We start from the raw sequence: 13,029 nt of genomic DNA, 5'->3' as shown, positions 1-13,029 counted from the left end.
TCATAGGCTCCAGAAAGGAGAGTTATGCAATATATTGATGAAAAGACAGATGAAGTAAGAGATGGGGTTTATGCTGTTTTACCTCTTCGTGATATTGTTGTCTTCCCCCATATGATTGTTCCACTTTTTGTGGGCCGCGAAAAATCAATTCGTGCTCTTGAAGAAACGATGGCGGTTGATAAGCAAATACTATTGGTGACACAAAAAAATGCTTCTGATGACGATCCAAAATCAGAGGATATTTATCATATTGGTACATTTGCTAATATTCTTCAACTTTTAAAGCTTCCTGATGGTACTGTAAAGGTTTTGGTCGAAGGAACTGCACGTGCAAAAATTAGTCAATTTGCTTTAAGTGAAGGTTATCATCAGGCTTTTGCAACTGTTACAGAAGAACCTAGAGAGAGTGATGTTGAGATTGAAGCTCTTTCAAGATCAGTGATTGCTTATTTTGAAAACTATGTAAAGCTTAATAAAAAAATCTCTCCTGAAGTTGTGAATGCGATTGGCCAGCTTGATAATCCTTCTAAGCTTGCCGATACGATTGCTTCTCATTTGATGATTAAACTTGCAGAAAAACAGGAAATATTAGAGCTCTTACCTGTGCGGTCCCGTCTTGAACGTGTTTTGTCCTTCATGGAAGGAGAAATTTCTGTTTTGCAGGTTGAAAAACGTATTCGTTCGCATGTTAAACGGCAAATGGAAAAAAACCAACGAGAATATTATCTCAATGAGCAGATGAAGGCTATTCAAAAAGAGTTAGGAGCAGGTGATGATAGCCGAGATGAACTCTCTGAATTAGAAGAACGTATCAAGAATACAAAACTATCCAAGGAAGCACAGGAGAAAGCTGGAGCAGAATTGAGAAAATTACGGAATATGTCTCCTATGTCTGCAGAAGCGACAGTTGTACGTAACTATCTTGATTGGTTATTAGCAATGCCTTGGGGTAAAAAATCTAAGATTAAAAACAATTTAGATTTTGCTGAAAAGGTCATGAATAATGAACATTTTGGTCTTGAAAAAGTTAAGGAGCGAATTATTGAATATTTGGCCGTACAAAGTCGCGCGTCAAAGATAAAAGGTCCCATTATTTGTTTGTTAGGTCCTCCAGGTGTAGGGAAAACATCATTAGCGCGCTCTATTGCAAAGGCAACGGGACGTGAGTATGTTCGTATCTCATTGGGAGGTGTCCGAGATGAAGCAGAAATTCGTGGACATCGTCGAACATATATTGGCTCGATGCCTGGAAAAATTATCCAGTCTATGAAAAAAGCAAAAAAATCTAATCCGCTTTTCTTGCTTGATGAAATTGATAAAATGGGACAAGATTTTCGTGGCGATCCTTCATCCGCTTTATTAGAAGTTCTTGATCCTGAACAAAATGGTACATTCATTGATCACTATTTGGAAGTTGAATATGATCTTTCTGATGTCATGTTTATCACAACTGCCAATACACTTAATATTCCAGGTCCGTTAATGGATCGTATGGAAATTATTCGTATCGCTGGTTATACTGAATGTGAGAAAATGGAAATTGTTAAACAGCATCTTTTACCAAAGGCACTAAAAGATCACTGTTTATCTAAAAAAGAACTCAGTATTTCTGATGGAGCACTAAGGTCAATTATTCAGTTTTATACACGTGAGGCAGGCGTTCGTAACCTTGAACGTGAACTCATGAAAATTTCCCGCAAATCCGTTACAAAAATTCTCAAAACACATCAAAAATCTGTAAAAGTTACAGAAAGTAATATTCATGATTTCTTGGGTGTTAAACGTTATCATTACAATCAGATTGAAGGAGAAAATCAAATTGGTGTTGTAACAGGTCTTGCGTGGACAGAAGTCGGTGGAGAGTTATTGACCATTGAAGGAGTTATGATGCCCGGCAAAGGGAAGATGACTGTAACTGGAAATTTACGTGATATTATGAAAGAGTCCATTTCAGCGGCAGCATCTTATGTACGTTCTCGTGCTGTTGATTTTGGTATTGAACCTCCACTTTTTGAAAAACGCGATATCCATGTTCATGTTCCAGAGGGTGCGACACCAAAAGATGGCCCATCGGCTGGGATTGCAATGGTGACAGCAATTGTTTCGGTCCTTACAGGAGTAGCTGTGCATAAAGATATTGCAATGACTGGTGAAATTACTTTACGTGGACGCGTTTTACCCATTGGTGGATTAAAAGAAAAACTCTTAGCAGCTCTTCGAGGAGGGATAAAAAAAGTACTTATTCCTGAAGAAAATGCAAAAGATTTGGTTGATATTCCTGATGATGTCAAAAATAATATGGAAATTATTCCAGTAAATCATGTGAGTGAAGTTTTGAAACACGCTTTGGTTAGTTTTCCAGACACTATTGAATGGAAAGAACCCTCTACAGGAGCTGTGCCAATCCGGTCAGAGAGCAGTGATAGTGAAGGAATACAGATTGCGCACTGATTCACTTATCTCATTTATAACGGCATTTTTTAGGTGGTAGAAGGTGTTGTTGAGGTTATTATTCTGTTTTTTGTTGGAAAAAGTGAAAAATTCCGTGAATAACTGTGATTATTGCTAAAAAAACAATGTTTTGGATAAAAATAAGACTTCTGTTTGCTGTACTTTTCAATAAACTGACCAATAACATGATTAAGTCATGTTCAGGTAATATAGGGAAAGGAAATATTTTATGAATAAAAGTGAATTCGTTAGCTCCGTTGCTGAAAAGGCAGGTGTTTCGAAAGCGCAAGCTGGTGTTGTTGTTGATGCTTTTATGGCTTCTGTAACAGAAGCTTTGGCTTCAGGGGGAGATGTTCGTCTTCCAGGTTTTGGCACTTTTGAAGTTTCTCATCGTGCTGCAACAAAGGGGCGTAATCCTTCAACTGGTGCTGAAATCGATATTCCAGCACGTTCTGTACCCAAATTTTCTGCAGGAAAAAGCCTTAAAGAAGCAGTTAATAAAAAATAATTTAAGCTACATTAAAAAAACCCGATTTATTTATAAACGGGTTTTTTTAACACATGTGTTATGCTTGTTTTTCACATAAAACTTTGAGATCCTTGCGATGCTTTTTATTTTCATGTATTGCTGGAAATATATTGTTTTTAGTCTTTTCAATAAAATATTGCACTGTATTAATTGAGCGCGGGTATGACTTATAAAATGTAATATTAACTTTTGTTACGCTGAAGTGTTACGGTATTTATTTCAAAACAAGATCCGTAAATAATATGAGGCGGAAAACTCTGTAAAGTCTATAAAAGTTATTATATATCACCATTTACGCTTAATAAAAGCGCATGTTCGTGCCACCGTGCTATCTATTTTTCTCAGTTCCTATAATGTTGCGACTAGCCCCAGATATCTGAGACGAGTGCATAAGGGATAGTTTTATTCTTTTACTCTTATACGCCAACCTTTCTTGTGACGCACCAAGAGGATAATTTTTATTGATTTATTAGAGAGTCTGAAATGAAAGAATCTTATGATATTCAGATTTGGTTTTTAATATTGGGATTTTTCTTGGCATTTGAGAGGGGAGAGATAGCTCCAGCTCTATCCTACAAATATTTTTTCCATATCTTTATTTCACTTGTGATATGCAAGCAAGTATTTTTCCTTCATCATACAAGAGTTAAAATGAGAGAACATCACAAATTTTTAGGGAGGAAGTTAAAAACAGAAAAATTACTCTTATAAAATAATATACATTACGTAATATAAAAACTATTAATAAAGATAGTACAGTATTACTTGTGTATTTTCCATTTATTTATTTTGATTATTCATAATATATTTATATAATTATTTTGTTTTTAGTCATTAAATCATATTAAATTGTTGATAGCGGTAAAGTTTTTTATAGCCAAAAGTTATTTTATAGCATCTACATAATTGAATAAATGATGAAACGTAGGGTAGTATTTATTGATTGGGGGAGACAGTCTTTAAAAGGCTTTAGAATGATTTTTTCACGAGAGTCATAAAGATCTATTCAGTAGGAGAGAGGCGAATCGTGTGTTTTTTATAAATAGGAGCTCTTTGATTCTTTATTTGCTAACCACTGAGTACAATCATTGAGAGCTCTCGCTGTTATGGCTTGTTTTTTTACTAATTTTTTTTCTTTACTTGGTAAGCGTTTTTCTGAATGTTTAATAGAAGCAATAGGCGGAAAGAGTCCGAAATTGATATTCATTGGCTGAAAAGATTGTGTTTCTGCTTTTTCATCTATGATGTGCCCCCCTGTAATATGATTCAAAAGGGCTCCGAATGCTGTAGTTTGTGGGGGTAGGCAAGGGGAAATATGATGATATTCGGCAGCAGCAAAACGTCCAGCAAGAAGCCCTATTGCCGCTGATTCTACATAACCTTCACATCCGGTAATTTGCCCTGCAAAGCGTAGTTGTTTTTTTTGTTTTAAACGAAGGGTTTGATCAAGAATAATTGGCGAGTTGAGGTAGGTATTGCGGTGAAGACCACCAAGACGCGCAAACTCTGCTTTTTCAAGACCGGGAATCATTCTAAAAATGCGAATTTGTTCACCATATTTTAATTTTGTCTGAAAGCCGACCATATTATAAAGCGTTCCAAGTTTATTATCTTGGCGTAATTGAACGACAGCATAGGGTTTAACTGTAGGGTTATGGGCATTAGTTAAGCCCATAGGTTTCATAGGACCATGTCTTAACGTTTCAAGTCCGCGCTCAGCCATAATTTCAATGGGGAGGCATCCATCAAAATAGGGTGTTTTTTCAAAGTCACGAAACTCTGTTTTTTCAGCATTTTTTAACGCTTCAACGAATGTTTCATATTGTTCTTTGTTGAGGGGACAATTAAGATAATCTTTTCCTGTTCCCTCAGGACCAATTTTATCATAGCGAGACTGATACCAACAAATGTTGATATCAATACTGTCGGTATGGATAATAGGCGCAATTGCATCAAAAAAAGAAAGAGCTTTTATACCGGTTATTGCTTGTAATTTTTGAGCAAGTGCAGGCGATGTAAGGGGGCCTGTTGCAATGACAACATGTTTCCAAGCTTTAGGAATTTCTTGAACTTCTTCACGTTTGATTGTTATAAGAGGGTGATTTTCAAGTGCTGTCGTAACGGTTTTTGAAAATCCATCACGGTCAACAGCAAGAGCACTACCTGCGGGAACTTTGTTGGCATCAGCAGCTTTCATAATTAACGATTTTGCTAATCGCATTTCAGCATGTAAAAGCCCTACGGCATTGGTTAATGAATCATCGCAACGAAACGAATTTGAACAAACCAGTTCTGCCAATTTATCGGTTTTATGGGCATCTGATTTTTTTTCGGGTCGCATTTCATGCAAAACAACAGAAATTCCTGACTGAGCGATTTGCCAGCTTGCTTCACACCCCGCAAGACCGCCACCGATGATATGAATTGGGATATCAAATGTCTTTAACATAATTGACTTTTAGCGTAAGCAGTTATGTATGAAAAGCATAGATTTTGTTTTTTTTTAATATATTTGTTTGCTTTTTTTCTGTAATTAATGGTATAGAAACGCCGCTTGTATAAGGTTATTAGCTTGTAAGTTTGAGCGGATGTGGCGAAATTGGTAGACGCACCAGATTTAGGTTCTGGCGGGAGACCGTGGGGGTTCGAGTCCCTCCATCCGCACCAAAGCAATCCCTTAAGTGCTACGGATTTCTACGTGTCTGAAATTCCGCTTCATGGTAAATGTAACACTCGAAGTGTTAGAATGTAATGATTATTAGAGTGGGTTGATCCCTCTCCTTAGAAAAATGAAGGTGTTTAATGCAGGTTACCGAGACGCTTAATGAAGGACTGAAGCGCGAAATTAAGATCGTGGTTCCAGCGAAAGATTTAGAAGAAAAGTTGAATGAACGATTGGATGATACCAAGGGAAAAATCAAGCTTAATGGTTTTCGTCCCGGTAAAGTGCCTAGTGGGCATTTGCGAAAAATGTATGGTAAATCCTTTATGGCTGAGATTCTCAATGAGATACTCAGTGATGCACCCCGTTCTATTTTAGCAGACCGCAATGAACGTACAGCGATGCAGCCAAAAATAGATATAGATGAAGATGAAAAAATTCTAGATGGCAAGGCTGATTTTACTTTTAGTTTAAAGTATGAAGTTTTACCAAAAATTGACATTAAAGATTTTGAACATATTAAGGTTATCCGTGAAATTGCAACTATTCCTGAACAGGATATTGATGATCAAGTCAATCGCGTCCTTTCTTCTACGCGTAATTATTCCCTAAAAGAGGGGAATTCTGAAGAAGGTGATCGTATTACTATAGATTATCAAGGTAAGCTTGAAGGCATTCCATTTGAAGGCGGGGCAGATAGTGATGCACAACTGATTCTTGGGTCAAAACAATTTATTCCTGGTTTTGAAGAGCAATTGGTTGGTGTGAAAGCTGGGGATGTAAAAACGATTTTTGTTAAATTTCCTGATAATTACAGTGCGGCACATTTGGCGGGACGGGAAGCAGAGTTTGACATTACTGTCAAAGCTGTCTTTAAACCAGATGAATTAAAAATTGATGATGAAGCAGCGCAAAAAGTTGGTTTAGAGTCTCTAGATCGCTTACGTGAGGTCGTTCGTGGGCAGATTGAAAGCCAATATGGTTCAGTGACACGTCAAAAAGTTAAGCGTCAAATTCTTGATGCTTTAGATGCTGATTATAATTTTGAGATTCCTGAAGAACTTTTAGAGGTTGAGTTTAACAATATATGGGCTCAGGTTAATGATGATTTGAAAAAGGCTGGGCGCAGTTTTGAAGATGAAGGTATTACAGAAGAAAAGGCACGGGAGGAATATCGTGTCCTTGCGCAGCGTCGTGTTCGTCTTGGTTTGGTGCTTTCTGAAATTGGAATGAAGGTTGGTGTTAAAGTTAGTGAAGATGAGCTAAAAGCAGCCGTTTTTGATCAGGTTCGACAGTATCCTGGACAAGAGAAAGAGATTATGGATTTTTTCCGTAAGACTCCGGAAGCTGTTGAAAATCTACGTGCTCCGATTTTTGAAGAAAAGGTTATTGATCATTTATTAGCACAGATAAAAGTCACAGATAAAGAAGTGACGGTTGAAGAGTTGATGAAAGAATATGACGAATCAGATGTCCTTGAAGAAAAGCCGGCAAAGAAAAAGTCTGCAGTGAAAGAAACGTCTACAGAGAAAAAAACAGCTAAGAAAAAGGCTCCTAAAAAAGCTTAATGTTTATGCAAACAACACAAGCCCGATAAAATCGGGCTTGTGTTGTAAGATTTATATCCTAGGATTGCACTGAGAGAATGGTTTTAGATAAGCCATGAGTGAATTTTAAAAAATTGGTAGTGGATTGGCAATGAGCATCATTGATACGCGTACTCCTGATTCTAAGCGTTTTATTTCTGGAGTTACAGGTGATTGGGAAGTCATCATTGGCATGGAAGTTCATGCGCAAATCATATCAAATTCGAAACTTTTTTCAGGAGCATCAACCAAATTTGGTGCAGAGCCGAACAATCATGTATCACTTATTGATGCAGCCATGCCAGGTATGTTGCCTGTTCTTAATCAAGAATGTGTTCGTCAAGCGGTTCGAATGGGGTTAGGATTAAAGGCGCATATTAATTTAAAATCTGTTTTTGATCGCAAAAACTATTTTTATCCAGATTTACCGCAGGGGTATCAGATTTCTCAATTTCGCTATCCCATTGTAGGAGAGGGAAAGATTATTATATCTGTTGGTCCAGATTCGAATGGACAATTTGAGGATATTGAAGTGGGAATTGAGAGGTTGCATCTTGAACAGGATGCTGGAAAATCGATGCACGATCAACATCCAACAATGTCTTTTGTAGATCTGAATCGTTCTGGTGTTGCTCTTATGGAAATTGTTTCCAAGCCTGATATGCGCTCATCAGATGAAGCCAAAGCCTATATGACAAAATTGCGTACGATTGTTCGTTATTTGGGCACTTGCGATGGCAATATGGATGAAGGTTCTATGCGTGCAGATGTCAATGTATCTGTTCGTCGTCCTGGTGAAGATTTTGGAACGCGCTGTGAAATTAAAAACGTTAATTCTATTCGCTTTATTGGTCAAGCAATTGAATATGAAGCGCGTCGTCAGATTGCAATTTTAGAAGATGGAGGCGTCATAGATCAAGAGACTCGGCTTTTTGATGCCGCTAAAGGTGAAACGCGCTCTATGCGCTCAAAGGAAGAAGCGCATGACTATCGTTATTTTCCTGATCCTGATCTTTTACCGTTAGAATTTGATCAAGCATTTGTGGATGCTTTGGCAGCAGACTTACCAGAGTTGCCTGACGCTATAAAAGCACGTTTTGTTAAGGAAATGGGATTGACAGTGTATGATGCTTCCATTCTTGTGACAGAAAAGGCTATTGCTGATTATTTTGAAGAAGTAGCGCGTGGGCGTGATGGAAAAATAGTTGCCAATTGGGTGATTAACGACCTTTTAGGGGCTTTAAATAAAGATAATCGTGAGATTGAAGAGTCACCAGTATCGCCAAATCAATTGGGAAGCATTATTGATCTTATAAAAGAAGGAGTTATTTCTGGAAAAATTGCCAAAGATCTTTTTGAGATTATTTGGAATGAGGGGGGAGATGCACGCCAAATTGTAGAAGAACGAAATATGAAGCAGGTAACGGATACAAAGGCTATTGAAAGAGCTGTTGATGAGATCGTTGCCAATAATTCTGATAAAGTTGCGCAAGCAAAGCACAAACCTGCTTTAGCTGGTTGGTTTGTTGGACAGGTAATGAAAGCAACAGGTGGTAAGGCAAATCCCCAAGCTGTTAATGAATTGGTTAAGATGAAACTTGGCATAGATTAAATTTTATGGGGTGGAGAAGAAGCCATACATATGATATCTTCTTGAAATTAAAGGATAGCACATTAACCTATCAATTGGAATTGTAGTTGAATTTACTAGTAACTTTTTCGCTAATTTCAATCGTTAATAATTTTATTCCAACGATTAATTTCATGAACGCACTAAATGAATGGAATAGCAGATGGCTCGTTTTTTTAAGCAAATCTTCACATGGTGGAATGGCAATACCATTGGTACGCGTTTTTTCACATGGCGCAAAGGTAAGCGGATAGGGGAAGATCAATTTGGAAATATATATTATGAAGGAGGACTTCATAAGGATGGTTATCCGCACCGTTGGGTTATCTATAAAGACTATTCTGAGGCCTCTACTATTCCACCAGGTTGGCACGGCTGGATTCATCATCGCTGTGAGTGTCCACCAACACAAGAGGATTATCATCCTTATGAATGGGAAAAGCCTCATGTTGCAAATATGACAGGAACAAGTGAGAGCTATCGACCAAAGGGGGCTATCACCTCCAATGGAGAGCGTTCTTGTGTGCATGAAGATTATGATGCGTGGTCACCTAAAAAATAACATGTTTTAATGTGCGTGTGTATTTTTGTCTTATTTGACTCTATGTTATGAAAAGAATTATTTTTTAAGGTGCGATTGATTTTGATATGATGAGATTTTTTTTATTGTTAGGGGTGAGGCATTTTATATATATTTTTTTTATGGGAATTTTAGTGTTTTTATCCTTAAATAATGGGGTGCGGGCTGAGCGTATTAGCAATGGAATTGCTGTTTTTGCAGGTCTTGACAAAATCACGGGACGGACCACACGTTTTGAAGTTACTCTTGGTAAAATTTATCAGTACGGCGCATTACAGGTAACACCACGTGCGTGTTATACGAGCTCTAAAGATGAACCCACGCGTACAACTGGTTTTATTGAAGTCAATGAAGTAACATTAGATAAAAAAATACGGCGTATTTTTACAGGATGGATGTTTGCAGATAGTCCTGGTTTGAACGCTGTTGAGCATCCTATTTATGATGTGTGGTTAAAGGATTGCAAACAGAATTCTCAAGATCGTCCTCTTCAATAATTAGTGTGTTATCTATTTATAATTCATTGGTTTATAATGGTCCTTTATCATTTTGCAACTTAATAGGAAGGTTCAAATTCCTATGATTGCCTCATTTAAATTTTTTATATTGAATTAATCCGGACTATTCTCTTGCACGTTACAAGTGGCGAATGTATCAATAAGACTGTCTAAGAAAGGAATAAAAAATTCTGTCATGAACTGTTTAAATTCAAAGATGCATCATTAGAATCAACATATTTTTTCAGTGTTTCATAAGAGACAGTTCTTGAATTATATCTGTTAAAGGTTGAAATGAAAGGCTTGTTTATATTTGTTAAAGAGATGAACTGACGCTTTTGCATGTATGAAGGAAACAGACTATCAAGTAAGTAATTCATCATGAAACACCAATTAGTATATCTAGAGAACGCTGTATTGGTATTTTTTCTCATAGAGATGTCGTTTTTCGTTCAAAGCGTAGAAGCAATGCAGGACATATTAATGGAAAAATTGAGATTTAAGATTCTTTAAAGTTTATCAATCGAAGTATAGCTTGGTTAAAAAATGCAATAATCAATATATTTCTAGTAAGAAAATAATGTTTATATATTTTTATTATACACCACCTCATAAGTGAGTTTGTCTATTCGTAAGTTCTTGTATATTGCATGGTAACTTCACATTTAAGTAAGCAGGATACCACTAAGTTTGTAAATCATATTCTTGATATCCATGCTTTTTAAAATCTTTTGTATAAAATACACGTGTTTTCATGTAGAGCTATTGAAAATTTAAAAAAGGGCTTCGAAGAGGCGTTGAGAAGATTCTGCATCACTGGGAATGGTATATTTATTTTGTATAAAGAATAACCCATTTTCTAAAAAATACGAGATTTCATACAATGAAAGTTTCTAGTCACCAACATAATGATGTTTCCCGATTGCCGAAACAACCTAAAGAACCCTTATTGAATGTTCCATTTATTATAGTTGTTTTGATAGCATTTTGTTTTTGTCTTTATTGCATTTCTCAGTATTTTTTTTCTCATCAGGTTTATGTTGAAAGCCTTGAGTTTTTTTCATTTATACCAGCATTGTTTAAGAGGGATCCTGTAGCATTTTGTTATACCATGGTGAGTTATTCATTTATGCATAGTAGTTTTAAACATGTTGCTCTTAATATGGTTTGGCTTTTGGTTTTCGGCTCTCCTTTAGCAAGGCATTTTGGTGTTTTACGTTTTTTAATTTTTTGGGTGTTAACGGCAGTTATTTCTGTTTTGACTTATTTTACATTTCATCAAGAAAGTACCATATCACTTATTGGGGCGTCAGGTGCCGTATCTGGAATGATGGGGGCTATTGCACGTTACGGTTTTCCTCGTGGTAATCTAGCTGTCAATGTGCAGAACGAAAAACTTTTGGGATCTTTATTATCTGTCAAAAAAGCTCTGTGTTCTAAGGGGGTTCTTGTTTATATGAGTGTATGGCTGACGACTGATTTGATCATAGGTATTTCTTCTATTTTGTTTGAAGAAAATGGCATCTCAATAGCATGGGAAGCTCATATTGGCGGGTTTTTTGCGGGTTTTTTGTTGGTTGGTTTTTTTGATTTTTCACAAAAAATTAAAAACTAGAATCTAAGATATTGATGTGCCACATAAAGAGCTATTGTTGCTGCATTTGAAACATTTAATGATTTAATATTTCCAGGCATGTCAAGGCGTGTTAAAGCGCAAACGGTTTCGCGTGTTTTTTTACGTAAACCTTTACCTTCTGCTCCTAAAACAAGAGCAATTTTATTCCCTGTTAATGCTGTTTCTAGAGGTTGGTCACCTTCTGAATCGAGACCAAAGCTTGTAAAACCTGTTTGATGAAGTTCTTGAAGAGCTTCAGCAAGGTTTCGTACGGTAATATAATGAATCATTTCCAGAGCTCCAGATGCCGCTTTCGCAAGAACACCGCTTTCGTTGGGAGAGTGACGGCAAGTTGTAATAAGTGCTTTAGCTTTCAATGCAACTGCAGAGCGCATAATAGCACCAACATTATGTGGATCGGTAATTTGATCCATGACAATGACCAGATCAGTATTGGTTAGTTCCGACAGTTTGCATGGTTTGAGGGGGAGAGTTTCCAAAACAATACCTTGATGAACAGCCTCATTTCCAACAAGCGAATCAAGATATTTGGGGGTGCATAATGTAACAGAGCAAGGATAATCTGATTCGGATATATTTAATCGTTTTAAGGCATTTTGTGTAACGTAAAGACATTTTAAAATTCTTTTTGGGTTTTCTAAAGCAGCCTGAACAGAATGAATGCCATAAAGATGGATGATCTCTTGCTGTAAAGAAGCAGCTTTCTTCTTTGGGTGTGTAAAAGATCGAGAAGGAGAGCCTTTTGTATCGCGATATCGGCGACGCAAACGAGCATAATGAGAATTTTGTGATGTTTTTTCTTTCATAGCTTCTTTATAACGTGTTAATAAGAAAAATAGAGAGAAAAAATCTATAATTTAAAATTATGAGCAGGAAATTTGTACAGAATTGTATTTATTCTGTTGACAGATACAATAGTAATCGTCATAACCACTTCGCAATCAGATTGAATTGAATGGGTATTCAAGATGGTTGTCGTGATGTCTCATTGCGCGACTTTATCGGTGTAATGGAGGGGTGCCCGAGTGGTTAAAGGGGGCGGACTGTAAATCCGTTGCGTATGCTACGTTGGTTCGAATCCAACCCCCTCCACCATTCATCGAAGGAGAGTTAGTACGTGGGTCATGCGGGTATAGCTCAATGGTAGAGCAGCAGCCTTCCAAGCTGAATATGCGGGTTCGATTCCCGCTACCCGCTCCAAATGGTTGTTGATGATTGGGCAAATAGGTATGATGGAGGATATTCCATTTATAGATTTGGTGGGGTTTTCCGTCTAAGAGTTGTGGTGATTGGGCTGTTTACAGTCTGGTCAGACTTAAGTTTTGCAGAACTGTCCCTAGGTGCTAATAAAAATTAGGGAATAAAACAAGAGATTAATAGCAATGGCGAAGAGCAAGTTTGAACGAACAAAACCGCATGTTAATATTGGTACGATTGGTCACGTTGATCATGGGAAGA

Annotated in this window: 9 protein-coding genes, 3 tRNA genes and 1 pseudogene; 11 read left to right on the top strand and 2 right to left on the bottom strand. The window is 37.1% G+C overall.

All coding sequences use genetic code 11. From position 1 onward, the window contains the following. The first annotated feature begins 24 nt into the window (after nucleotides 1-24). Together lon and ACFINO_RS01295 are read left to right on the top strand one after the other, a co-directional pair. On the top strand, nucleotides 25-2,451 hold the full coding sequence (lon, locus tag ACFINO_RS01300) for an endopeptidase La (protein WP_375654887.1): 2,427 nt from the start codon (nucleotides 25-27) through the stop codon (nucleotides 2,449-2,451). A gap of 229 nt (nucleotides 2,452-2,680) precedes the next feature. Next, complete coding sequence (locus ACFINO_RS01295; protein ID WP_375617702.1) at nucleotides 2,681-2,959, top strand: HU family DNA-binding protein; 279 nt, start codon at nucleotides 2,681-2,683, stop codon at nucleotides 2,957-2,959. A gap of 1,057 nt (nucleotides 2,960-4,016) precedes the next feature. Here the strand turns inward: ACFINO_RS01295 and trmFO are convergent. Beyond that, the gene (trmFO, locus tag ACFINO_RS01290) at nucleotides 4,017-5,429 is read right to left on the bottom strand and encodes a methylenetetrahydrofolate--tRNA-(uracil(54)-C(5))-methyltransferase (FADH(2)-oxidizing) TrmFO (RefSeq protein ID WP_375654885.1); all 1,413 of its coding nucleotides are present in this window, start codon (nucleotides 5,427-5,429) and stop codon (nucleotides 4,017-4,019) included. Nucleotides 5,430-5,564: 135 nt separating this feature from the next. On the opposite strand from trmFO, the gene ACFINO_RS01285 reads away from it, so the two are divergent. From ACFINO_RS01285 to ACFINO_RS01260, 6 genes are all read left to right on the top strand, one after another. Continuing rightward, a tRNA-Leu gene (locus ACFINO_RS01285) sits at nucleotides 5,565-5,647 on the top strand. 135 nt (nucleotides 5,648-5,782) lie between these two features. After that, nucleotides 5,783-7,210, top strand: a complete 1,428-nt coding sequence (gene tig, locus ACFINO_RS01280) for a trigger factor (RefSeq protein ID WP_375636304.1) — start codon at nucleotides 5,783-5,785, stop codon at nucleotides 7,208-7,210. A gap of 130 nt (nucleotides 7,211-7,340) precedes the next feature. Next, nucleotides 7,341-8,840, top strand: coding sequence for an Asp-tRNA(Asn)/Glu-tRNA(Gln) amidotransferase subunit GatB (gene gatB, locus ACFINO_RS01275; RefSeq protein WP_375633066.1), 1,500 nt, complete (start codon nucleotides 7,341-7,343; stop codon nucleotides 8,838-8,840). A gap of 181 nt (nucleotides 8,841-9,021) precedes the next feature. Next, on the top strand, nucleotides 9,022-9,420 hold the full coding sequence (locus ACFINO_RS01270) for an NADH:ubiquinone oxidoreductase subunit NDUFA12 (protein ID WP_375633064.1): 399 nt from the start codon (nucleotides 9,022-9,024) through the stop codon (nucleotides 9,418-9,420). 89 nt (nucleotides 9,421-9,509) lie between these two features. Further along, a complete protein-coding gene (locus ACFINO_RS01265) occupies nucleotides 9,510-9,935 on the top strand; it encodes a DUF2155 domain-containing protein (protein ID WP_375633117.1) in 426 nt (141 codons plus the stop codon). A gap of 883 nt (nucleotides 9,936-10,818) precedes the next feature. After that, nucleotides 10,819-11,550 carry a rhomboid family intramembrane serine protease gene (locus ACFINO_RS01260; protein WP_375654883.1) on the top strand — a complete coding sequence of 244 codons (732 nt, stop codon included), beginning with the start codon at nucleotides 10,819-10,821 and terminating at the stop codon, nucleotides 11,548-11,550. Here ACFINO_RS01260 and ACFINO_RS01255 read toward each other — a convergent pair. Beyond that, complete coding sequence (locus ACFINO_RS01255) at nucleotides 11,547-12,377, bottom strand: TrmH family RNA methyltransferase (RefSeq protein WP_375654881.1); 831 nt, start codon at nucleotides 12,375-12,377, stop codon at nucleotides 11,547-11,549. The two genes, ACFINO_RS01260 and ACFINO_RS01255, sit on opposite strands and share 4 nt — an antisense overlap. A 205-nt stretch (nucleotides 12,378-12,582) precedes the next feature. Between ACFINO_RS01255 and ACFINO_RS01250 the strand changes: the two genes are divergently transcribed. From ACFINO_RS01250 to ACFINO_RS01240, 3 genes and pseudogenes are all read left to right on the top strand, one after another. Then, nucleotides 12,583-12,666 (top strand) — tRNA-Tyr (locus tag ACFINO_RS01250). Between the two features lie 31 nt (nucleotides 12,667-12,697). Continuing rightward, nucleotides 12,698-12,771: transfer RNA gene (locus ACFINO_RS01245), tRNA-Gly, on the top strand. Nucleotides 12,772-12,953: 182 nt separating this feature from the next. Next, a pseudogene (locus tag ACFINO_RS01240) lies at nucleotides 12,954-13,029 on the top strand (elongation factor Tu); the annotation flags it as partial.

This window comes from Bartonella sp. AA83SXKL, from assembly GCF_042196965.1.
Classification (GTDB): domain Bacteria; phylum Pseudomonadota; class Alphaproteobacteria; order Rhizobiales; family Rhizobiaceae; genus Bartonella.
This window is presented reverse-complemented; position numbering and strand designations above follow the sequence as displayed.

Bases quoted from the DNA above. Each gene is read 5' to 3' on its own strand.
- trmFO (WP_375654885.1), bottom strand. From the start codon at position 5,429: ATGTTAAAGACATTTGATATCCCAATTCATATCATCGGTGGCGGTCTT.
- tig (WP_375636304.1), top strand. From the start codon at position 5,783: ATGCAGGTTACCGAGACGCTTAATGAAGGACTGAAGCGCGAAATTAAG.
- gatB (WP_375633066.1), top strand. From the start codon at position 7,341: ATGAGCATCATTGATACGCGTACTCCTGATTCTAAGCGTTTTATTTCT.
- ACFINO_RS01255 (WP_375654881.1), bottom strand. From the start codon at position 12,377: ATGAAAGAAAAAACATCACAAAATTCTCATTATGCTCGTTTGCGTCGC.
- ACFINO_RS01265 (WP_375633117.1), top strand. From the start codon at position 9,510: ATGAGATTTTTTTTATTGTTAGGGGTGAGGCATTTTATATATATTTTT.
- ACFINO_RS01260 (WP_375654883.1), top strand. From the start codon at position 10,819: ATGAAAGTTTCTAGTCACCAACATAATGATGTTTCCCGATTGCCGAAA.
- ACFINO_RS01270 (WP_375633064.1), top strand. From the start codon at position 9,022: ATGGCTCGTTTTTTTAAGCAAATCTTCACATGGTGGAATGGCAATACC.
- ACFINO_RS01295 (WP_375617702.1), top strand. From the start codon at position 2,681: ATGAATAAAAGTGAATTCGTTAGCTCCGTTGCTGAAAAGGCAGGTGTT.
- lon (WP_375654887.1), top strand. From the start codon at position 25: ATGCAATATATTGATGAAAAGACAGATGAAGTAAGAGATGGGGTTTAT.